The sequence below is a fragment of the SAR324 cluster bacterium genome (genome assembly GCA_015232315.1).
Taxonomy (GTDB): domain Bacteria; phylum SAR324; class SAR324; order SAR324; family NAC60-12; genus JADFZZ01.
The window spans coordinates 319,864-343,140 of record JADFZZ010000001.1; the positions used below are offsets into that span (position 1 = coordinate 319,864).

The 23,277-nt window shown below is 45.6% G+C and carries 19 protein-coding genes; 7 read left to right on the plus strand and 12 right to left on the minus strand.

The annotated features are described in order from the left end of the window. The first annotated feature begins 27 nt into the window (after positions 1–27). From HQM11_01295 to HQM11_01305, 3 genes are all read left to right on the plus strand, one after another. Positions 28–1,203 carry an ATP-binding protein gene (locus tag HQM11_01295; GenBank protein ID MBF0349633.1) on the plus strand — a complete coding sequence of 392 codons (1,176 nt, stop codon included), beginning with the start codon at positions 28–30 and terminating at the stop codon, positions 1,201–1,203. A gap of 159 nt (positions 1,204–1,362) precedes the next feature. Further along, entirely contained in the window at positions 1,363–1,734 is a 372-nt protein-coding gene (locus tag HQM11_01300; protein MBF0349634.1) for a hypothetical protein, read from the plus strand. Positions 1,735–1,751: 17 nt separating this feature from the next. After that, a complete protein-coding gene (locus HQM11_01305) occupies positions 1,752–2,186 on the plus strand; it encodes a hypothetical protein (protein MBF0349635.1) in 435 nt (144 codons plus the stop codon). A 117-nt stretch (positions 2,187–2,303) separates the two neighbouring features. On the opposite strand, the gene HQM11_01310 is transcribed toward HQM11_01305, so the two are convergent. The 4 genes from HQM11_01310 to HQM11_01325 form a co-directional block, all read right to left on the minus strand. After that, on the minus strand, positions 2,304–2,717 hold the full coding sequence (locus tag HQM11_01310; protein ID MBF0349636.1) for an HIT domain-containing protein: 414 nt from the start codon (positions 2,715–2,717) through the stop codon (positions 2,304–2,306). A 125-nt stretch (positions 2,718–2,842) separates the two neighbouring features. Continuing rightward, the gene (locus HQM11_01315) at positions 2,843–4,531 is read right to left on the minus strand and encodes a hypothetical protein (GenBank protein MBF0349637.1); all 1,689 of its coding nucleotides are present in this window, start codon (positions 4,529–4,531) and stop codon (positions 2,843–2,845) included. A gap of 15 nt (positions 4,532–4,546) precedes the next feature. Next, positions 4,547–6,799 (minus strand): RNA-binding transcriptional accessory protein, encoded by a 2,253-nt coding sequence (locus tag HQM11_01320; protein MBF0349638.1) that lies wholly within the window; start codon positions 6,797–6,799, stop codon positions 4,547–4,549. A gap of 35 nt (positions 6,800–6,834) precedes the next feature. Further along, positions 6,835–7,854 (minus strand): MoxR family ATPase, encoded by a 1,020-nt coding sequence (locus HQM11_01325; protein ID MBF0349639.1) that lies wholly within the window; start codon positions 7,852–7,854, stop codon positions 6,835–6,837. 365 nt (positions 7,855–8,219) lie between these two features. Between HQM11_01325 and HQM11_01330 the strand changes: the two genes are divergently transcribed. The 4 genes from HQM11_01330 (at position 8,220) to HQM11_01345 (ending at position 12,098) form a co-directional block, all read left to right on the plus strand. After that, the gene (locus tag HQM11_01330; GenBank protein MBF0349640.1) at positions 8,220–9,200 is read left to right on the plus strand and encodes a malate dehydrogenase; all 981 of its coding nucleotides are present in this window, start codon (positions 8,220–8,222) and stop codon (positions 9,198–9,200) included. Between the two features lie 126 nt (positions 9,201–9,326). Next, on the plus strand, positions 9,327–10,559 hold the full coding sequence (gene sucC / locus HQM11_01335; GenBank protein ID MBF0349641.1) for an ADP-forming succinate--CoA ligase subunit beta: 1,233 nt from the start codon (positions 9,327–9,329) through the stop codon (positions 10,557–10,559). 33 nt (positions 10,560–10,592) lie between these two features. Next, a complete protein-coding gene (gene sucD, locus HQM11_01340; protein MBF0349642.1) occupies positions 10,593–11,462 on the plus strand; it encodes a succinate--CoA ligase subunit alpha in 870 nt (289 codons plus the stop codon). A 111-nt stretch (positions 11,463–11,573) separates the two neighbouring features. Next, positions 11,574–12,098 (plus strand): hypothetical protein, encoded by a 525-nt coding sequence (locus HQM11_01345; protein MBF0349643.1) that lies wholly within the window; start codon positions 11,574–11,576, stop codon positions 12,096–12,098. Positions 12,099–12,239: 141 nt separating this feature from the next. Here HQM11_01345 and HQM11_01350 read toward each other — a convergent pair whose 3' ends face one another. The 8 genes from HQM11_01350 to HQM11_01385 form a co-directional block, all read right to left on the minus strand. After that, a complete protein-coding gene (locus HQM11_01350) occupies positions 12,240–14,081 on the minus strand; it encodes a DUF4105 domain-containing protein (protein ID MBF0349644.1) in 1,842 nt (613 codons plus the stop codon). A gap of 28 nt (positions 14,082–14,109) precedes the next feature. Further along, on the minus strand, positions 14,110–14,595 hold the full coding sequence (locus tag HQM11_01355) for a DUF3015 family protein (GenBank protein ID MBF0349645.1): 486 nt from the start codon (positions 14,593–14,595) through the stop codon (positions 14,110–14,112). A gap of 152 nt (positions 14,596–14,747) precedes the next feature. After that, positions 14,748–17,915, minus strand: coding sequence for a DUF3427 domain-containing protein (locus HQM11_01360; GenBank protein MBF0349646.1), 3,168 nt, complete (start codon positions 17,913–17,915; stop codon positions 14,748–14,750). Positions 17,916–18,125: 210 nt separating this feature from the next. Next, on the minus strand, positions 18,126–18,557 hold the full coding sequence (locus HQM11_01365) for an HNH endonuclease (GenBank protein MBF0349647.1): 432 nt from the start codon (positions 18,555–18,557) through the stop codon (positions 18,126–18,128). Continuing rightward, positions 18,550–18,945, minus strand: coding sequence for an STAS/SEC14 domain-containing protein (locus tag HQM11_01370; GenBank protein ID MBF0349648.1), 396 nt, complete (start codon positions 18,943–18,945; stop codon positions 18,550–18,552). Before HQM11_01370 ends, HQM11_01365 begins: the two co-directional genes overlap by 8 nt. A gap of 90 nt (positions 18,946–19,035) precedes the next feature. Next, complete coding sequence (locus HQM11_01375; GenBank protein ID MBF0349649.1) at positions 19,036–21,261, minus strand: NADP-dependent isocitrate dehydrogenase; 2,226 nt, start codon at positions 21,259–21,261, stop codon at positions 19,036–19,038. A 367-nt stretch (positions 21,262–21,628) separates the two neighbouring features. Next, a complete protein-coding gene (locus HQM11_01380; GenBank protein MBF0349650.1) occupies positions 21,629–23,005 on the minus strand; it encodes a DUF4175 family protein in 1,377 nt (458 codons plus the stop codon). A 26-nt stretch (positions 23,006–23,031) separates the two neighbouring features. Next, on the minus strand, positions 23,032–23,256 hold the full coding sequence (locus HQM11_01385; protein MBF0349651.1) for a hypothetical protein: 225 nt from the start codon (positions 23,254–23,256) through the stop codon (positions 23,032–23,034). Positions 23,257–23,277 lie beyond the last annotated feature (21 nt).

Below are 23,277 nucleotides of genomic sequence, written 5' to 3' on the forward strand. Positions count from 1 at the left end.
AAAGTAACAATTTATTTTGGGTTGAGCATGTTCCTGTCCAGAGATCTGACATCTGTTTTTCAGCAAAGCCGAAAGATGTTTCCCGCTGTTTTGATTACCGGACCTCGTCAGTCTGGCAAAACGACTTTTTTAAAAGAAGAAACAGCGGCAACCTATTGCAGTTTTGATGATCCCTTGAGTCGCGATTTCGCAAAGCAGGATCCCCATGCTTTTCTGGATCAGTTTCAGGGAAAACCGGTAATTCTGGATGAAATTCAGTATTCTCCTTCTATTTTGCCGTATCTGAAAATGCGGATTGACCAGGATCGAACTCCGGGCCAGTGGTTGATGACCGGCTCTCAGCAATTTCATCTGATGAGCAATATCTCGGAATCCTTGGCCGGACGGGTGGCCATTCTGGAATTGCCGCCATTCAGTCTTCATGAAGTGAAGGAACAAAAAATTTCCCTCTCAAAATTATTGTGGAACGGATTTTATCCGGAGCTTGTCTGTTTTCCGGAAAAACGTGAACTCTGGGTAAAATCCTACATCCAGACCTATCTGGAACGAGATGTCCGCCAAATAGAGGAAATCCGGAATTTTCGTGGATTTGAACTATTTGTTCAACTCTGTGCGGCGCATCACTCTCAGGAATTCCATCCAGCGACGCTGGCCAGTCAGTGTGGTGTTTCACAACCGACGATCAAATCATGGAGCAAGGTTCTGGAAATGAGCTATCTGGCTTTGCTACTGCAACCCTATTTCAATAATTTTGGAAAGCGAATCATCAAGGCGCCCAAATTCTATTTCAGTGATCCCGCTCTCGTTGCCTGGATGACACGTCAACCCTCTCAAGACGCACTTCTAGTGGGGAATATGGGCGGAGCTTTATTTGAAGGGATGATCATTTCAGAAGCGTGGAAGATTTTTTTGAGTCTTGGCAAAAAACCATCCCTTTACTTTTGGCGTTCTCAAGGAGGCCTGGAAGTGGATTTGCTGATTCACGCACAAGGAACACTCTATCCGGTTGAAATCAAATTGACTTCCACCCCCACTGCCAATCATGTGATCCCTCTGAACCAATTCAAGCAGATCGCAGAGGAAATATCCTCGCCACAAGGTATTCTGGTGTGCAATGTAGACCGGGAACAGGCTTTGCCGGGAAACAACAAGGCATTGCCCTGGTGGATGTTCTCTGAATGGATGAACGAATTGCTCTCGTAGCGCCCCCCGATTTCCTCTCAGCCAGTACTCTGCTTGATCCCCGCAAAATTACAGACTCCATCATTAAGCAGAATTTTCGCTTGAGTTCGTTAAAATCTCATGCCACTGTTTTTTGCGTTTTCATCCAACTGTAAATTCTGCTTTCAGGGGAGTCCATCCATGATTTCAATCATCAACGTATTGCTGTTTGCCGGTGCCGGATTGCTTGCGGTATCTCTTTATCAACTCAAACTGCGTCAGTCCCGGCAGATGGAAGCGTTGTTTTCCGACATACGGGAACTCCAGCAAAGTCTGAAAATGGAGTTGTCGCCATCAGAGGGCAACGGTAGCCGTAAACCGGGGGTTTTCCTGTCCATCAAAATTCGCGATCCTCTGGGGGTTGCCCGAAAAGAATCAAAACTGGCACCTCTCGTAGCGGATATTGCTCCGGGCATTGTGACTAGGGAAGTGTATAAACAAGTAAGAAAAGAATCGCTTCAAATGCTGGCACAGCGGGGTGTTGAAGCGGATGTCGATATTGTCATTCAGTAATAAAGGGGAGACGACACATGGAATTTATATTATTGGGGGGATTGGCCGGGTTGGTGGCTGTAATGTCCCGAATGGTTCATCAATGGCATTATCAACTGACACAGTTGCAGGAACTCCGGCGGCAAACACGGACCATGCTGGAGATTCGTAAAAGTGATGAATTTAAAAAAATGGAATTCAAAGAAAAGCAGGAACTTGCTGAACGTGCGATAGAGACAGGAACCACTACAGTTGAATCAATCCACCAGATCATCTCAGGGTTGACCTTTGGTATTCTCGAAAGCATTCCGGCAACCAGCCTCACCTCCCGGTTAGTCCGTGAAATTCATGACAAAACTGCTGGAACCATTTATTCCACCATCCGAACGGTAAATCGCCAGATCGGAGAATTGGCCAATGATATGGTGGGGGCCGCCAATACCAGCACTTCAACTGAAGCCTCCGAAAATTAGGAGTCCCGCCCAAGTTTGACGGGCACGTAGTCCCGTCCTACCGTAGAACTGAACAGCCATGGAGTCCCGCCACTCTAAAAAATCTGCCTGATTCTTCAAGGTCAGGCAGAAATCATTTCAGTCTTTCAAACAATTTCTGATCAGTTGCCCGACCTTGCTCATTTCACCTTCCGGATAAGGTTTTCTGTTTTTAAAGCTATAATAGGAACTGTTGACAGCCCGGGGAATGATATGAAAATGAACATGGGGCACTTCCTGTCCTGCATGCGGCCCATTGTTCAATATAATATTGTAATCCAGACCGCCCATTGCCCGGCTGACAGCGCGCGCGGTTGTTTGCAGAGTCAGCATCAGTGCCGTCACTTCTTCTGTGGAAAGTTGTTCCAGTTTCATGACTTCATGTTTGGGAACAACCAGTGTGTGTCCATGAAAACAGGGAAGAATATCCAGAAACGCAATTTCACTTTCGGTCTCCAGAATTTTTTCACAAGGAATTTCCTTGTTGATAATTCGGGTAAAAATTGAGGGCATAAATTTCCTTTATCCTGAGATCTGTTAGAAAATGGAATGCCGTCCGGCATGGCATAAAACGATTGAAACCCTATCATGATTGCGTTGTCGCTGTCGAGGCGTTTATCCATGGTGGTTGCGCAAAATCAGGAGTGCAACACGCTCAGCAACGGGCTGGATTTTTGAGGCAACAATTCAGGCAAAATCTGCACAAGATAGTTTTTCAGCAGGGGAGGGAGTTCTACAGAAAAAGTGTGACGTGCTGACAGCAGACATAAAAAAAACAGATGACGGCATTGCTGAAGCTGGTTGGAAGTCAGCATGTAATAAGGGATTTTTCCAATGTAGATGACAGCGGAATGGGGTGATAAAACCCTGCCTTGAAACAAGATCTTGAAAAACCCGCAGGAACGGGTTTTGTTTTTTTTATGTTTGGGCTGGTCATAATCAAAATGCGCAATTCCCATCTGGATCACAAAGCTCAAACCTTGTTGAACGTTCAAGGGACGTGGGCCTTCAGAAACCAGGGTGATGGGAAACGTTGTGCGGCTTTTCAGCATCAGACTCCATTCCCGTTCCCGTTCAATCTGCCCCTGAATCTGCCACTGATCTTCAATTTTGGCCCATAAGGGAATGGTTTCTTTTTTTCCCGGAAAAGGATTCTGACTGGTGGTGTATTCCAGCAGACGAGTCACATAATCCGTGAAATCATTCAACACCATGGGGCTGGAGCCAAACATTCCCTCAAAAAAAGATTCCATGTCGGAAATATAGTCTTCACTTTTTGACCTGAAATAAGGAGAAGAGCATTCCTTAACCCAACTGAAATGTTTGGATATTCCTAAAATATGCCGGGCATAACTGAAACACAGCCACTCAAAGGGGGATCGTTCCATCTCGATTTCGGGGCCCTGCTCCAGAACAGTGGGTTGAGGCGGTGTTTCCTTCAGCGTCGGTACACCCGGTGTGTCATAAAATGCCACCACTTTCAGAATGGTGCTGTCATCGGAATCCATATCCTGATTGGCTTCGACCTGTGAGTCATCTTCCATGAGGCGCAAAGGTGGGGCATCTTCAGTCAGCCGGTCATTGCCTTCAAAACGTCGTGTCATTTCTCTGGCCAAACGCTCAAGGGTACGAAAATCCTGCCGGGACAACAGGTGGTCCAGTGGGCGCCGTTCCGCGTCTGGTTCTGGTATCAGTTTGATGCGAGAGCGAATCCAGGATTCAATTTCCGGATCACAGGCACAATGAATGAGCTTGGAAAAAAAATAACGGTTTCTCAGAATAAGGTAGGAAAAATAGGCTGGTGAAAACAGCAATCCCAGCCGATCTCTGAAAAACCGTCGGGCCTGTTCCTGATTCAGTTGGGCAATGTTGGAGTCAATGGCCCACAACATGGTGCTTTGATTGTGCAGATCCTGCTGACTGCAATGAAATGCCCGACAGATAGCATGTTCGACCATTTCTCGATATTGCTCAAGTTCCTGCGATTCTCGCGGCGTCAGGATCACTTTTCTAAGCAGAGGAATTGCGGAGAGGGAACTGAAACTTTTATGCACACCCGTGCGAATGCCCTCCACGATTCCCTGGGAGGGGTCATGGTTGCTGATCAGTTTCAACGTATCTTCCACATGATACAGTTGCAGGCCATGAATGACCGCTTTCTGAAACTGACGGGGCATGGGATGCTGCCGTCGCGCAAGCATGGGACGGAGCAGATGTTCCGTGCTTTGGGATAGTTTGTAACGGAACTGCTGCACAAACCCCGATGAGTATTGAGCCAGTTCCTGATCAATATCCTGTATCTGTCCGGTTATCTGCTCAAATTCCACAAGGCGTCTATTCCGTCAACGGTTAAATTTCTGCATGAGTTGGACCAGATCCGACTGAAAATCTCCTGACACCGGGGCCGGTGCTTTCTCTGCCTTGGGCTTGCCTGTTTTTTTGCCGGCGGCATTGCCTCCAGGCTTCATGCTCAGAGAAATTCGATGTCGTTCCACATCAACCTCTTTAACATACACGACCACTTTCTGCCCGACAGAACAGGCTTCAAGCGGATTTGCGATAAAACGGTCTGACATCTCTGAAATATGGATCAGGCCATCCTGATGAACGCCCACATCCACAAACGCACCGAAATGAGTGACATTGGTGACGACTCCGTTCAGTTTCATCCCCGGATGAAGATCCGTCATTTCCTGAATATTTTCATTGAACTGGATTGTTTCGTGATCCGTTCGGGGGTCTCTTCCGGGTTTTCTCAATTCTTCCAGAATATCTTTCAGGGTAAAAGCACCGACACTGGCATCAATATATTTTTCAACTGGAATATTGTTGATCACCGAAACATTGCCAATCAACTGATCTACAGAAATATGATGATCGCTGGCAATTTTTTCAACCACGCCATAACGTTCAGGGTGAACCGATGAACGGTCCAGCACATGGTCCCCATCCGCGATTTTTAAAAATCCCGCAGACTGTTCAAATGTTTTGGGGCCGAAACCGGTGACTTTGCGGATCTGTTCCCGACTCCGGAAGGGGCCATTCTGGTCTCTAAAATCCACAATGCGCTGAGCCAGCGTTTTGGAAATACCCGAAACATAACTGAGCAATGCCATAGATGCGCGGTTCAAGTCAACTCCAACGTAATTCACGCAGGATTCCACACAGCGATCCAGCGATTGTTTGAGCCGGGTCTGGTTGACATCATGCTGGTATTGTCCGACACCAATCGATTTCGGGTCAATTTTAACCAGTTCTGCCAGCGGATCCTGATAACGTCGGGCAATCGAAATCGCACCCCGATAGGAAACATCCAGATCGGGAAATTCTTTACGGGCCATTTCTGACGCGGAATAAACGGAGGCACCGGATTCATTGACCACCACATGTTCCACAGGGCGAGTCACTGTTTTCAGCAGATCTCTCACAAACTGCGATACTTCACGGGACGCGGTTCCGTTACCGATGCAAATCACATCAACCTGATACGTGCTGATCAGATTTTTCACGATTTTCTGGGATTCCGCCACATGATTTTGCGGAGGCACCGGAAAAATCACACTATGGTGCAACAGTTTTCCTGTGTTATCGACCACAACCAGCTTGGTGCCAGTTCTGAATCCAGGATCCAGACCAAGAACAACCCCGTTTTTTCCGGGAGGCAGCAACAGCAGTTGACGCAGGTTTTTTGAAAACATGTCAATCGATGTTTCATCGGAGTCTGTTTTCAAATTAAGACGAATGTCTGTTTCAATGGCCGGACTCAGCAACCGGTTCCATGAATCCTGAAGGCAGAGTTCCATCTGCATGATCAGAAATTTATCAGAATGCCGCAACCATTTGCTCCGTAGCACTTCCAAAGCCTGGACTTCCTCCACTTCAACGGAAACACGCAACACTTCTTCCTTTTCGCCACGGCGGATCGCCAGATAGCGGTGAGCGGGAATTTCACGAATGAGTTCAGAAAAATCGTAATACATTTCAAATTTACTGGTTTTTCCCTCAAATTCAGACTTCACCTTTGAAATCAGTGTGCCCATGCGGAATGTCAATTCTCTGAGTTTGACCAGTGTTTCCGCATCTTCCGAGATCCATTCCGCCACAATATCCCTGGCACCTTTCATTGCTTCTTCAAGGGTCATTGGCGCGGTTTGTGTCTCCTTGAATTCGCTAAACCATTGTTGGAGTTGCGTTTCTCTGGCTTGAGGGGAGGCCAGCAAAACAGCCAACGGTTCCAGACCTTTTTCTTTGGCAATCATGCCGCGGGTACGCCGTTTGGGTTTATAGGGCAGATACAGATCTTCCAACTGCTGTTTGGTGGTGGTGTCAATGATGCTCTGGCGCAGTTCCGGAGTCAGTTTTCCCTGGGATTCAATGCTTTGCAGAATCGTCTGGCGGCGATCTTCCATTTCCTTGAGATAGGTGTATCTGTCATGAATCTGTTCAATCTGTACTTCATCCAGATTGCCGGTCATTTCCTTACGGTATCTCGCGATAAACGGGATGGTATTGTCATTTTGTAGCAACTCAACGGTATTTGTGACCTGCAACACGGTCAGTTTCATTTCCTGACGAATGTGTTCAATAAAATCCATAAACAACTCCATGTTGATTGAGGGAAAAACAATGATTAAAACGGTGCGGGATGCTTGCTCAACAGGTGATCAACAATCCGGTCTGCTGTCCATTGAGCGGCTTCTCCCATGAAACCCGGAATGATCCGGTGCCGGAGGACCGCATGTAGAACCCCGCGCACATGGGTTCCATTCACCACGGTTTGCCCGTCCAGCAACGCACGGGCTTTTGAGGCCATCACAATGTTTTGTGAAGCGCGCACACCAGCGCCCCAGGCGACATATTTCTGGATGATTTCATCAGTTGATTCCTGTGGGCGAGTGGCCTTGACCAGTTCTACGATCCAGCGGACAATATACGGCGGAACCGGAATCTGATGAATAATTTCCTGAAATTTCAGCAGTGTTTCCGCATCAAAAATGGGGGATAGTTCAACTGTTTTGGGCGACACGGGTCTGGCCGCGATCAGAATTTCATCTTCCAGCGAGGGGTAAGTCATTTCAATGTTGAATAAAAACCGGTCCAGTTGTGCTTCCGGCAAGGGGTAAGTGCCTTCGGAATCAATCGGGTTTTGCGTGGCAAACACCATGAAGGGTGGGGCCAGTTCATAAGTTTTTCCGGCAATGCTGACCTGACGTTCCTGCATGGCCTGAAGCAAGGCGGATTGCGTTCTGGGTGAAGTTCGGTTGATTTCATCCACTAGTAGCAAATTGGTAAATACCGGACCATGCACCAGACGAAAAAAACGTTCTCCTGTTCCGGGATGTTCTTCCAGAATTTCATTGCCGATCACATCCGACGGCATCAGATCGGGGGTGCATTGAATGCGGTTGAAATTGAGATGAAACACACTGGAAATTGCCCGGATCAGCAGGGTTTTTGCCAGTCCGGGAACTCCGGTCAGTAGCACATGACCATTGCAGAACAAGGCCAGCACCAGCAAATCCAGAATGTCTTCCTGTCCAACAATCACTTGCCGGAGTTCGGTTTTAAATTTTTCAGGAAACTCCATCAATTGTTGATGGAGTTCTTGTATTTCCTGAGTATCAAAGGGCGATGGATTCACTGAAGTCATGACTTAAACAGGCTGGATATCTGGATGTACAGAATGACAATTTTTTCCGCAACACACATGGATTGAGAAATGGATGGAAATGGAACTTGCTTGGATGTTTGTTCAACAGTTTAGCAGCGCCGACCCGACAGGGCGTAACGATTAACACGGAACAGAAAAAAATGGCAAGAAGTCTTTCCATGGATCAGTGATTCAAAAAATTATTTCTGAATCACTGAAACGAAAAGGAGAACTTGCAATGTTTTGCTGACCTTTGATATGAAGTACTGGTTTTGTAAATGATTCAACATTTACTTATCAGGAAACATCTTTGGCAAAAATCGTGGGAATCATTCCTTTTAGTAACCTGAGGCAGGAGAAGTTCTATGAAAAAAGTTAAAGTTGCGGTGACAGGAGCCGCTGGTCAAATTGGATATGCTATTTTATTTCGCTTGGCATCAGGCGCGATCTTCGGACCTGACACTGCTGTTGAATTGCAGTTGATCGAACTGGAACAGGCTCTGCCTGCTCTGGAAGGTGTAAAAATGGAACTGGATGATTGCGCGTTTCCGTTATTGCAAAAAGTTACTTTGACTTCAGACATCAACGTGGGTTTCCGCGATGCAAACTGGGTTCTTCTGATCGGAAGTGTTCCCCGCAAAGCTGGTATGGAACGTGGTGATTTGCTGAAAATCAATGGGGGGATTTTCACTGGTCAGGGCAAAGCCATCAATGAAAACGCCAGTGATGATGCCCGTATCGTTGTAGTGGGAAATCCCTGCAACACCAACTGTCTGATCGCCATGAATCACGCTCCACGTTTTGGAAAAGATCGCTGGTTTGCCATGACCGCTCTGGATGAAAATCGTGCTAAATCTCAATTGGCTAATAAAGCGGGTGTCCTCTCACGCCAGATTTCAAACATGGCAATCTGGGGAAATCATAGTGCCACCCAATATCCTGATTTCTATAAAGCTAAAATTGACGGTCAACCTGTTACCAATGTGATTACAGATACCGCATGGCTACAGGGGGAATTTCTTTCGACCGTTCAACAACGAGGCGCCGCAATCATCAAGGCTCGAGGCGCTTCTTCCGCGGCTTCCGCGGCTAACGCCTGTCTGGATACAGTAACACGTCTTCTGACTCCTACACCTGCGGGTGACTGGTTCAGTGCTGGAGTTCCCAGCGATGGCAGTTACGGCATCCCAGAAGGATTGATTTTCAGCTTCCCACTCAAAAGTGATGGGTTCAATTATAAAATTGTTCAAGGGCTTGAGCATAATGAGTTTGCACAGCAAAAAATCAATGCAACCCGTCAAGAGCTGGAACAGGAACGAGCTGACGTGAAAGACATGCTTCCATGATCCTCCGTTCTTGAACACAAGGAGCGACAACCTGCTCCTCCTCTACATCCGGAATCATTCCGGATGTATTCTCATCTCAATTGATTCAAAAAGCATCTCCAGTTTTATATCTTTTCAGGAGTTATTATGAAAATTCATGAGTTTCAGGCAAAACAGATTTTAGCAAAATATGGCGTGACTGTTCCACGCGGTCAATCAGCCCGCACTGTGGATGAAGCCATCGCTGTCGCCAGGGAATTGGAATCCCCCCCAAACATGGTCAAAGCCTCATCCAGCGAGTTACTCAATCAATCGAAGGGGGCACCGGTATTCGTGGTTAAAGCTCAGATCCATGCCGGCGGACGTGGAAAAGGCGGAGGCGTCAAGGTTTCCAAGGGACTGGCGGCCGTTGAAGAAAACGCAAAAAAAATTCTTGGAATGCAACTGGTAACTCACCAAACAGGACCTGAAGGCCAAAAAGTCAAACAGGTACTGGTTGAAGAAGGCATGGATATCCGCAAAGAATTGTATTGTTCTGTCCTGGTTGATCGGGGTTCTCAATCCATTGTCATGCTGGCCTCCACGGAAGGTGGAATGGATATTGAGGAAGTAGCCGAGAAAACTCCGGAAAAAATCCTGAAAATATTCATTGACCCCAATGTCGGCATGCGCCCGTTTCAGGCCATGGAATTGGCACACGGTCTGAAAATTCATGAATCCAATCCCAAACTGGTACGCCCTGCCGCAAACATGTTCATGGCGCTGTATAAAGCCTTTGTGCAGGAAGACTGCTCTCTGGTAGAAATCAATCCTCTGGTGTTGACCGGTGATGACCGGGTAATTGCTCTCGATGCAAAAGTAACCTTTGATGACAATGCTTTGTTCCGGCATAAGGAAATAATGGCCTTGAGAGATCTGGACGAAGAAGACGCTCTTGAAATTGAAGCCAGTGAGTCCGGACTCAATTATATCAAACTCGACGGAAACATCGGTTGTATGGTCAATGGGGCCGGACTGGCAATGGGCACCATGGATATTATCAAAAGCTATGGTGGAGACCCTGCCAACTTTCTGGATGTTGGCGGAGGCGCCACCCAGGAAACTGTTGAGAAAGCCTTCAGACTCATCACCAAAGATCCTAATGTTCGCTGTATTCTGATCAATATTTTTGGTGGAATTGTACGCTGTGACATGGTGGCGGCAGGTGTGATCGCGGCAATTAAAAATGTTGGAATCACCATTCCTGTCGTGGTTCGTCTGGAAGGAACCAATGCCAAGGAAGCCCATGATCTGGTCGCCAATTCAGGAATGGGCGAGAAACTTCGAATGGCTGATGGATTGCGTGATGCCGCTCAAAAAGCTGTGGCTGCCGTAAAATAATTGATTCTCTACATTTTTTACAAAAGGAACATTATGTCAGTTTTAGTTAACAACAACACCAAACTTCTTGTTCAGGGCATCACCGGCTCACAAGGCGCATTGCACGCCCGTGGATGCAAAAATTATGGAACCAATGTCGTTGGCGGAGTCACACCAGGTAAAGGCGGACAGGATTTTGAGGGGATCCCCATTTTCAATACTGTGAAGGAAGCCGTCGACGCAACAGGCGCAAATGCCACCATGATCTTTGTACCACCACCATTTGCTGCGGATGCCATCATGGAAGCCGCGGATGCCGGAATTCCACTGATCATTGCCATCACAGAAGGCATTCCGGTACTGGATATGATTCCAGCGGTTCGCTATGTCAAATCCAGAAAAGCCCGTCTGATCGGCCCCAACTGTCCTGGCATCATTACACCCGGACAATGCAAGATCGGCATTATGCCCGGACACATCCATCAGGCCGGTAAAGTCGGTGTCGTCTCACGTTCCGGAACACTGACCTATGAAGCTGTTGGTCAATTAACCCGTGCGGGACTTGGACAAAGCACCTGTATCGGAATCGGCGGAGATCCCGTCAACGGGACCAATTTCATCGACTGTCTGGAAATGTTTCAGAATGATCCTCAAACAGAAGGGATTGTCATGATTGGTGAAATTGGTGGTGATGCCGAAGAACAGGCCGCGGCCTATGCCAAAAAGCATGTGACCAAGCCGATTGTCAGTTTCATTGCTGGTCAAACCGCTCCTCCCGGAAGAAGGATGGGGCATGCCGGTGCCATCATCGCGGGTGGTAAGGGCACTGCCAGTGAAAAAATGAAAGCCCTGAAAGAAGCAGGGATTCATGTGGTCGCAACCCCCGCGGAACTGGGTGAGGCCATGAAAAAGCTCCTTGGTTAGGATTCCTTCCTGAATTTGCAGTCCTCTTTCTCGTACCCAATGTTCTTCGTTGGGTACGTCTTTCTGAAGTAATTTTCGGTTCCATTCCCCTGTGTGCAAAAAATGGTAGTTATGAAGCAGATCAAACCCTATTCAGGGAGTAGAGATCCACGATTCGTAACAATTCGCCGTGGTGGTACACTTAAAGACTGTGACCACTATTTACTTGCAAAATGGGCCGCTGATTGTGCTGAGCATGTTCTAAAGTATTTTATTTCTCAGCATCCTGATGATGATAGACCACGTTTCGCCATCGAACAAACTCGTGCTTGGGCGTGTGGTGAGATTACAATGACTAAAGCACGCGAAGCAGCTTATGCGGCTCATGATGCCGCAAGAACAGCTACTGGTCCAGCGCGTGAGGCTGCTCGTGCAGCAGGTCATGCTGTGGCAACCGCACATATGGCAGATCATGAACTTGGTGCCGCCGCTTATGCAATTAGAGCCGTTCAAGCGGCTTCACCAGAAGAATTACGTGACAAAGTCGGAAAAGATGAATGGCAATGGCAACTTGAAAGACTTCCTGACGCTATCCGAGATCTTGTAATATCAGATCAAGCTAATCGCAATAAAAAATTATGGTCCATTTTTCAATGATTTAAATAAAACATAGGGTAAGCTAGGTTGTTTAATAACGCCTTCTCAATGTTATGTGTACTCCATTCAACCGCTGACCTCTGCGCAAAAAACTGACCATACTTCCAACTATTTCACTGAAACGCACAACACAAGCCCCTGCTAAAAATAATATCCCAGTTGAAGTTCTTGGAATGATTTCTGGAATACCTCACGTTGGTATCGGGAAATAAAATGGTGTTGTAAACGCAATTCCCAGTTTCTGTTCCATGACACGGATTGCCCCAGAAAAGAGTTCAGGTAAAAATCTGTCGGATCGTTATTCCAGGCATCATGACGAATCGTCTGTTTCCATTGAATTTTGTAATTTTCCCAAGGATTTCCGACAATCCCCCATTCCACAAACGGCCCGAGTCTCTGTGATTTTTCAAAAAAATGTGAAAACTCGCCAAATCCGCCCATGATCAAATAAATAATTCCTTTCGACGTTCCCGGATTCAGACTTCCCCCCATTCCAAGATCCATATCGTATTTGTAACATTGCTCGCATTCCAGATTATCAACAGGCTGGTAATTCACCCCCAGTTTCCATGAAAGGTTGGGGTCCCATGAAGTGTAGGGTTCGAGTGACATGATGTTGACCAGTCCAATATGTGAAATCTTCACATCCTCGGAATCAGCATGATAATCCACTGCCAGTTCCAGAAAATCGATCTGTGAAAACGGATCAAAACCCACATCCTTCGCCAGAAGATCATGGAGTCCGGATTTTAAACCCAGACGCAATATCGGAGTGTCCTGGATGGTTGAGGTTCCAAGAAAAACTCTGGTGACATCATGTCCAAACTCAGGACCATTTTGCTGGTAATCCACTTGTTCTACAACCGATCTTTGCGGTATTTGCGCCCTGTTGCGCAGAATTTTTTCCAGCAGATGGGTATTGGCTTCTGTCAGTTTCCCACCGGCCTCCCTTTTCCTGAAATCCCAATAGGCAATCAAGGCATCCAGGATCTTTACATCATGGATCTCCTGTGGTGCCATGGTGCCATTGTTGACATCCTGAAAGACGGCATAGTCACTGGAATCCAGTTTTTGAAGTTTGGTGGAAAATTGTTTTTTCAGGGATGGTCGGTAACGAATGGCTTCAATCGCACCGGGAATCTGCGTGACCCGCCTGATAGAATCTGCCGGCAGATAATACCAGCGATTGACCTGAGATAAATCCCAGTCGGAATCTCCCAGTTCCAACACCTTGTTGATGATGGTCGAACAGTTTTCTGTCAGAAAATAATAATCAAAATAAGTGGTGGAATAGAGTTCCCAAAGATGGTTGATAATCCTCTCAACCGCTTCGGGTTGTAGCTTCAATTCATATTCATAAAGGTCCCTGCTTTCGGAATTGTTATATTCATTGACCTTCATGTAATACGGCGAAAAGCTGAAAAGTCCCTTGTAGCCTCCCAGCAACCCTCTGAACGCATAAAGCACTCCTCCGGTTTCACCCTCCGTGTGTGCAGCATAACTTGCGGAGTAATCCAGAAGTTCGTTGCGTCCATTCCATTTGAAGCGAAGAAACGTATGTCCGAAAATGGAGGCGGGATTGTTGGGATAGGAAGACGAATAAATCAACACGATGGATTGGGCACCGATGCCTGATTTCCATTCGTCGAAATCAGAACATGCCACCTCATGAGACGGCACCAACCCGGCTGTTTTTAAAAAACGGAATCTTTCAGGGAAGGCGCATGGAAGGGGTTGGTTGAAATAACCGGCCCGAGCCTGGGTATTTTGGAATCCGGCAATGGTTGCGTCCAGTTCTTTTTCAGGATCACTTTTTCCTTCCGGATGTAAAAAGAAGAGAGGACCATCAACCCTGCTGGAGTAATGGCCCTTCCAGTTTTTTTCATAATGCAGGAGTTTCAGCCAGTACTGATCCAGCCCTTTGGTTTTCAATTGCTGGAACCATGAAGAGGCTTCCAGGGAATGTGCAAAAAAAAACAGCAAAGACTGATAAAAGCAGTTCTCATCAGGCTCAGATCACCCGGCAACTGCCAGAAAGCGCATCGTTGTTCCTGATCTGCTGAAGGACATTCTGGTACATTTCAACAGGAGTGATCTGCTCAGAAGAATAGATTTTTTCATAATTCTTCTGCATCACCGTTCCAAACATCTCTGTGACGTCACCACATCCCAGCACTTGGGCAAAGCCAAAAAGAAACTCCCCGTTTCCCTGCGGTATTTCCATCTTCAGGTTGGAAAAATTGGCTTCAGCATAGTGAATCCCCCGGGCATCCTGCCTGACAATGGAATGCTTGTCACAACCCGAGGTTCCTGAGGTCATGGAAAACGTCGGTGAAAAGGTCGCATTGGTCGTACCTCGAGTAGACGTTCCCAGAAAAGATTTTTCTTCAGTCACGTCCCAACCCATACCACAGCCGTCACTGCCATCACGTGCAAACAAAGGAACGGCAACAGACATGCAGACCATTAAAAGGAATGTGGATATTATTAGTTTCATAAGCCTCCTGGAAAAGAATGAAGAAGTAGCGGATCACTTTTTTGGGAATGCAATTAAAATGCTAACAATCGGAGACAATTCAAAGAATTTTCTGCAATTTTGTTATTTTTTGAAATGGATTTCAATATTTTATGTTTCTGAATAAAAGAACTCTATGCGATTGCCAACTTTGCAGCATCATGCCAGAGATAAGATGGAAGCGTATGTTCAAGTCGCCATATAATGTTCATCGGCTGAGAACCTGAATAGGACTCCAGAAAAGCTTGTCCAAGATTGACAAATCCCATTGCCCGCCCATATTCATTGTAGCTTGCCTCACGTACAAACAGAATAATTCGTTTTCCTGTCTGCATCTGTTGAATATAGGACAAGCCCTTCCCCCTGTCTGGTCTAGCTGAATTTTGGCTTTGCCAATGAAAGAGATGCTCGCTAAGGGCGTAATCATGGTAAAGAGTTGTCGGGGAAAACTTTTTTTCAGATTTTTGGAGTGTTACAAAAAGTATTTCCAGATTACGATTTTTGATTTCCAAAACCCCTTCTCGACTGTTTGATTTTTTATCAAAGCGATGTTCTCCAAGTGATGACAAGATTTGATCTCGGCTATATCGAGCATGTACTTGAAGAGCGTTCGGATATCCAAGATTCATAGGATATTCGGCAAAATCCAGAGAATCTAGTATTAAGCTTACAATTTGATGAAGTTCATCAACCAGAATGGGATCTTTACCCAATTCAAACAGGCTCTCTTGTAAAGATGAAAAGCCCAGTTTGAGTCCATTTTCTTGCCAGAAATCATAATGGAACATCAAAGCCATTTGATTCTCAATCTCATTTTCTGTGTTCCATTGGAATTTATTTGAAACCAAAGCGGTTACAAACCGGAGATATGATCGGGAAGTACTCTGTAATAGTCGATTAGCAATTCCCTTATATACTGATTTTTCCACTTTAGGATTCAGTTCCTTTTGTAACACACCAGCCTTCACACAAAGACGACTCCAGCCTCCACCTACTTCAATCTTTGTTTTATAAATATCTTCCAGTGTGACGGATGGATTGATTTTCAAAAAGTTTTTGAGCGTCAAGGGAAGATGAGTATGTTCCCGATAAGAACGAATCCAATCTATAAGTTTTTTTTGATTCACAATGGCATTTTTGATGTTATTTAAGATCACTTCACGTGCTTTTTTTTGAAGAACAATACTGCATCCAAGTGGGAGGTGAGGAAAATTCTGTTCAATTTCAGAGACAATAGAGCCCTGTGATTTTCCAATGATAGCTCTAAATTTTTGATGAAAATCATACTCTGATCTTGCATTTCCCACAAAATCAAGCACGGTTAGACATTCCTTTCCTTCTGCTAAACGTAATCCTCTGCCTAATTGTTGTAAAAAAATGGTTAGACTTTCTGTGGGACGAAGAAATAGAAGCGTGTCAATTTCAGGAATATCTACCCCTTCATTAAAAATATCTACGACGCATAGAATATTTATTTTTCCCTGAACCAAATCATTTCGGAGTTGTACCCGTTCTTGCGTGTTTTTACTTGTCAATACAGCAACTTTCATCCCATTGAGCATAAATTTTTCAGCCATATATTGGGCATGATCCTGGCTCACACAAAAAGCAAGGGCTTTGATTGAGTGAATATCGCCAAGAATAGTCTGCATATTTCGCAATATATGCAGACATCGAAAATCATTAGATGTGTAGATTCTTGTTAGTTCTGAAGGATTATAATGCCCTCGATCCCAACTTACCCTTGATAAATCAACATCATCATCGATTCCGAAATATTGAAAAGGACACAAAAATCGCCGATTAATGGCATCTGGTAATCGAAGTTCTGCTGCTATGTGTCCACAAAAATCATCTAGAATATCGATGCCATCGTGTCTTTCAGGAGTAGCGGTCAGACCTAATAGAATTCTGGGATGAAAATTTGAAAGAATCGGCCGATAGCTTTCTGCTGCAATATGATGAACTTCATCAATAATGATAAAGTCATAATAATCTACTGATAGATCCAATGTTGGCAGTTGATTATAGAGTGTTTGAACTGAAACAAATAGAGAATCATAACGTTCGGGTTTATTTCCCCCTACCCACAAATTTCCAAATCTTGACTGATGAAGAATCCCCCGAAACATTGACAAAGCCTGTTTTAATATTTCTTCACGATGAGCTACAAACAGCAATCTTGCGTGAGGCTTTTTTCTGTAAAAACGTTGAAAGTCGAAAGCAGAAATCACTGTTTTGCCAGTACCCGTTGCGGCAACAATCAGATTTTTCCAACGATTATGAATCTCTCGTTCCACGGCCAAACGTTCCAGGATTTCCTTTTGGTAGGGCAAAGGTTGGATATCAAAATAAAATTCGTTTTCAAATTGAGGTTCGTGGTTTTCTGTTTGTAAAGCCCGCCTAAGTTTTTCCCGTGATTCCTCATGACCTGTGACAAAGGTCTCAAAATCAGAAGAGAACCAATAGGTTTCAAAGGTGTTTTGAAATTTATCAATAATATGCGGAATTTCCTGCGTCGTAATTTTAAGATTCCATTCAAGACCATTTGTCAGTGCCGATCTGGAAATATTGGAAGACCCAATATATGCGGTGTTAAAACCACTATTTCGTAAGAATAAATAAGATTTGGCATGGAGGCGTTCCTGTGCCGTATTGTAACTTAATTTGATTTCAGTATTTGGAAGTGACGCCAAAAACTCTACAGCTTTCAGATCTGTTGCTCCCATGTATGTGGTTGTAATGATTCGGAGTTGACGTCCACTATGAGTAAATTCATCCAATTCCTCCTTGAATATTCGAATACCTGTCCATTTAATAAATGACACTATCCAGCAAATTTTATCTGCAGATAGGATTTCACGTTTAATTTCTGAATCCAATGAAATGCCAACATTGCTTCCAGTAAATAATTCGCTTTGTGATAGACCTGTTACAGGAGTGATTCTGGAAATGTGAGACTTTAGATCTGCGGCAACAGGATTATGGTTAGAAAACAGCGCAGTTAGAAGATGTCCTTGGATATCCAGAAGATTTTGCGAGGATTCTGTATTTGGGCTCTGGTCTTGAAGCCAGAGAATCAACCTGTTGGAAAGTTCAATTTGTAGAGTAAGTCGATCATTTCCTTGTGGAATGGACTCTAGAACAGACCAAATAATTTTTTGAAGAAAATGTGACAAGACAAGAGCAGACTCTGCTGAATCTAAAACCTGTTTTTCGATAAAAAAATCCGAACCCAACTTTTCTAGACGTTGCCTAAGAAGTTGTGTAACCAATTGTTCATATACACCTTCATTTTCCATAATTAATAACCTGTTTTGAAAATATCTTTAGGAATCGCACAGAAATAACTTCCCCATTTGCCTCCAACCAGCCAAAGCACAGCTATGGAAATGAATATTTATAGTTGGGAATGTTATTGATGAGCGATTCCTTAGCGTAAACTTATCTATGATCAACCATGATTTCATGTATGGTAACTACGGTAACGTGTTCAAACGTTTAAAATCAAATCAGTGCATAAGAGGCGGGTGTTCTCCTGTTTCATAGAGAATCTTTCTTAAATTCACCAATCCCGGGCGATTCAATCGCAAAATGTCTATGGTGGTTCGTCCAGTAGGTGTCAACCCTATCATTAAGGTACAATCGTGATTCCAGACAAAATGTTCATTCCATTGATGTTGACGTGGATGGAAGAGTAGCACAATCTGGTGCCCCACAGGATCTGTTCCTTCTGTTCTGGTGTATTTGTGGTTGTTACATCCCTGACAGGCTAACGCAAGATTCCCCAATTCGGAGTTTCCTCCTTTGTTCACCGGAATAATGTGTTCCACAGAAAAAGACTGAGTGGCAAACTTTGACTGACTATGGCAATATTCGCAACACCCTTGGGCTCGATCCATGACAATCCGTCTCAGTTCAGCAGGTACACGTTCATTAGACATGGCGTGGAATACCCAGATTTTTCATAAGTTCCGCGAGTTGCACCCCTCGTATTTGAGCCAGTTCTGCCAAAGCTTCCACACGTTCGGCTTCCAGTTTTTCAACCTGATCCGTCAGGTTCAGCAATTCCTGTAACTCCGTGCCTGCCAGAGATTCATTTTGTCGTTTAACCATCAATTCGTCATAGCGAGACTGTATCAATTCAGGGATTCCCAGATTGATTTTATTCAAAAGTTTCGATTCAGATTCAGATAACGTCGAAGTGTGAAGCCTCGCGCGCAGAGCCATGACTTCAGCGACAAACTGCTCTAATTCAGGTTCTGGCATTTGTGCCACAGCCTGAAGTAATTGTGACGAAGAAAGTTGAGCTTCCAATTGAATCACCGGCATAATAGCTCCTGCAAAAATGAATGCGTTTTTATTACGGAGAATTGAAGAGAGGCCCCGAAGCCAGGCTGACGGACTTCGGGGTTATTTTAATCAGATGGCATCAATGATGGCATTGAAGGTGGGGCTGGGGCGCATGGCTTTTGATGTTTTTTCTTCATCGGGTCGGAAATAGCCGCCGATATCCACCGGGCGTCCTTGTGCGGCATTCAGTTCCGCAACAATTTTACTTTCCTTGGCGGCCAACTCGTTGGCAACTTTGGAAAAGCGAGCCTGCAGATCTTTGTCCGTGGTTTGCTGTGCCAGTGTTTGGGCCCAGTAGAGCGCCAGATAGAAATGGCTTCCGCGGTTATCAATTTCATTGACCTTGCGAGATGGGGATTTTTCGTTTTCCAGAAATTTGCCGATGGCCTGATCCAGGGTATTCGCAAAAGTTTTGGCCTTCTCATTATTGAAGGTAGCGTCAACCTGTTCGAAAGAAGGCACCATGGCGCAGAATTCGCCCAGGGAATCCCAACGCAAATGCCCTTCTTTGAGAAACTGCTGAACATGCTTGGGCGCTGACCCTCCGGCGCCTGTCTCAAACAGACCGCCGCCAGCCAGCAATGGCACAATCGACAGCATTTTTGCACTGGTTCCGAGTTCCAGAATCGGGAACAGATCGGTGAGATAGTCACGCAGAACGTTCCCCGTTACAGAAATGGTATCTTCGCCTTTGCGAATGCGTTCAACAGAAAATTGCAGGGCATCCTGCGGAGTCATGATGCGAATATCCAGTCCCTTTGTATCATGAGTGGGCAGATACTTTTTCACTTTGGCAATGATCTGCGCGTCATGTGCCCGTTTTTCATCAAGCCAGAAAATCGCGGGAGCGCCTGTAGCCCTGGCCCGGGTGATTGCCAGTTTGACCCAGTCCTGCACTGGAATATCCCGGGTTTGACACATACGGAAAATATCTCCCTGTTCAACCGTTTGCGTCAGTAGCACGACACCTGAATCATCAACCACACGGATGGTTCCGGCAGTCGCGGCTTCGAAGGTCTTGTCATGGGAACCGTATTCTTCGGCTTTCTGAGCCATCAAGCCTACGTTGGAGACACTGCCCATGGTGGCAGGATTAAAGGCTCCGTGTTTTTGACAATCTTCAATGATGGTTTGATACATGGTGGCGTAGGAGCGATCTGGAATGATGGCGATCGTGTCATGCAGTTTGTCATCAGCACCCCACATTTGGCCACCGTCACGAACCACGACCGGCATGGACGCGTCCACAATGATATCATTGGGCGCATGCAGGTTGGTGATACCTTTGCCGGAATCAACCATTGCCAGTTGCGGACGTTTTTTGTAAACAGCCTGAATGTCGGCTTCAATTTCTTTGCATTGAGCTTCAGGCAGTGTCTGGATTTTACTGTACAAATCGCCCAGGCCATTGTTGGGATTGACGCCCAGTTGTTTAAAGACCGCACTGTGTTTTTCAAAAACCTCCTGAAAAAATACGGAAACACAATGACCAAACATAATGGGGTCAGAGACTTTCATCATGGTTGCTTTCAAATGCAGAGACAGGAGTACGCCCTCTTTTTGAGCCTGCGCAATCTGAGCCGCATAGAACTGGCGTAACGCACGAACATTCATGACAGTGGCATCGATGATTTCGCCTTTCATCAACGCCGTTTTTTCCTTGAGGATCTTGACGGAACCATCACTGCTGACAAACTCAATGCGGACGTTTCCGGCTTTTTCAACTGTTGTTGACCGTTCCATCTCGAAAAAATCTTTCTCACTCATGTGAGCCACACGGGTTTTCGAATCTTTAGGCCACGCCTTCATCATACGGTGCGGATTCTTCTGGCCATACCGTTTGATCGAGGTGGAAGCACGTCGATCAGAGTTTCCTTCCCGCAGTACGGGATTGACGGCACTTCCTGATACTTTGGCAAATCGTGCCTTCAATTCTTTCTCAGCATCCGTTTTGGGGTCTTCAGGATAATCCGGAATGTTGTAGCCTTTTGCCTGCAATTCCTTGATGGCGTCTTTCAATTGGGGAATGGACGCGCTGATGTTGGGGAGTTTGATAATGTTGGCTTCCGGCTTGAGGCAGAGTTCTCCCAATTCAGCCAGATCGTCCGCGATTTTTTGCTCCTCAGTCAGCTTTTCCGGGAAGTTGGCGATGATCCTGCCTGACAGGGATATGTCTCTGGTAACTAGCGAAATGCCTGAACCTTTAGTGTAGGCCTGTAGAATGGGCAGTAATGAATAAGTGGCCAGTGCAGGAGCTTCATCTGTAAGCGTGTAAATAATGGTTTGTTCGGTCATATAGGTTCCTTGAATTGTATGCCGGGACTGGCAGAAGTTGAAAATTAAGTATTCCCATAATTTTAGCACCATAACCCGTCGCTGTCGCATAATTCGTTTTTTGTGTCATCCCAAACGGAACGGGAACGTTTTCCCGTTCTACCGGAAAACAGAACATCCCTGAGATGACACCAATTTTGAATTACACGACAGCGACTAACGATCACTATTGAATAATAAAATTCTGTGAATCCTTATGGCTTTCAGTCCCATACTTGATCAAGTGTTTGGATAGATCAAGCTATCTGTCATCATGAAAATTACAGTGAATAAAAGGAGTGATCCGTTGTGCCCAAAACAGCAGGCAATGGATCGTTCAGCGGTTTTTTTAGCGTTTTGGCTGATTGTGGTAGTGATTCAGTTTTTCTCTGAGTTCAGCACTATATTGTCTGAGTTCCGGAGAGAGAAACAGATCAAAAGGGGCGTCCTTGTCAATGGTGTCCAGGGTTTCCAGCAACTGGAGTTCCTGTGCACTGGATTTTTCAGGATGCCGCATATCCAGCGCTCCAAGCAACTCACCTTCAAGTTCCAGTAGTTTATTGAATTTTTTAATCAGATTCTGGTGGTACGCCTGAGCATCCAGCACTTTGAAGTTGATGTTATCAGACACCACAATGTGTGGTCCAGACAAGGTGTCGGAATCGGTAACCTCAATCCATGCTGTAATTTCATCTCCGGATTTTACGGCAGATTCTGACAGATTCCATGGATAAGTTTCATGATAGTTATCAAACAATCCATCAAACTGCTGAATGATTTCCTGATGGTTTTCACGGAGTCCCTCAATGCGGTAATGCAGGATGATGCTCTGGAGGCCGTGATCATCCTGAACCTTCAACACCACAGACAGATTGGAAGCATCAAAGATATATGGGGGCAACGACCATTGCACTTCAACCGATGGCGGCTGGTCAGGCAGGATCTCTAACGAATGGCGTTGTCGGGTTCCTGAAAGATACAGGGTTCCTGAAGTTTGCGGAGAAAATGTCAGAAGCCATCTGTCCGCTTGATCATTCCATTCAAGGGCGTTCTGGTCTGTAGCTGTTTTGTAATAATTGCCTGAAGGTGGTGACTCCTTACCTGTATAGCTGATTTCCAGACGACTTCCCTGTGGCAATGAGAGTGTCTTCGGCACCTCGGTCAAAAATTCCGCGTCTTTTCTCAGATAGCTGGCAAACAGGATTTTACAGGAATATTCTGAGGGATGGTGTGGCGTGATTCCCGTCAGTGTGTTCCAGGAATCCCGGATAGAAGGGACCAGACTGAAGGCGAACAGGGTTTGTAACAAGACGAGTCCACTGAGGATTCTGATAAAGCGGCACTGAAAAATTTCAGGAGTTTGTTTGAGCAGTGTGTTCGTTTTTTTGAGATGTTGCTGGAGCCACCATGAAGAAGATTCTGGCGTTTTGTTGGTGCTTAATTGAAGGCAACTGTAAAGAGCTTCGGCCAGAGACGGATGTTTGAGATAGAGCTGTTTCAGGCTGGAATGCTGTCGTGTGACCAACATTCCATAGCCCAGGCACAGCAGAAAACTGAGCAGACAGGTCAGCCATGCGGTATAACCGGCAAAAGAATCCGGCAACAGCAGAGCCGCAACCAGCAATCCCAGCAGACAACCCGCATAATAGCGGCTGATCTTCCGAAACCGCAGACCATTGCGATAGCGGGCGAAAAAACGTTGTATTTCCTGAAAGTCAGTTTCCATTCATCCAGATTTGGAGGGGCATCACATCAGTTGAGAAGCTGGCTTCGTTCAAGCATATCGGCCAACTCATCCAGCATTTTAGCAAACACATGAGTGGCGTAATTGACCTTGGTGTCATTGTCCAGAAAATTTTGTTTGAGTGATTCAGCCAATTCAAGAACGGCCAGTGTTACATGACGTTCAAAGGAGTGGCTGGTTTCAAAACCTACCAATTCCTGATAGTTTTCAATTTGTTGTTCCGTCTGATTCATAGCGTACTCCATTACAAAACA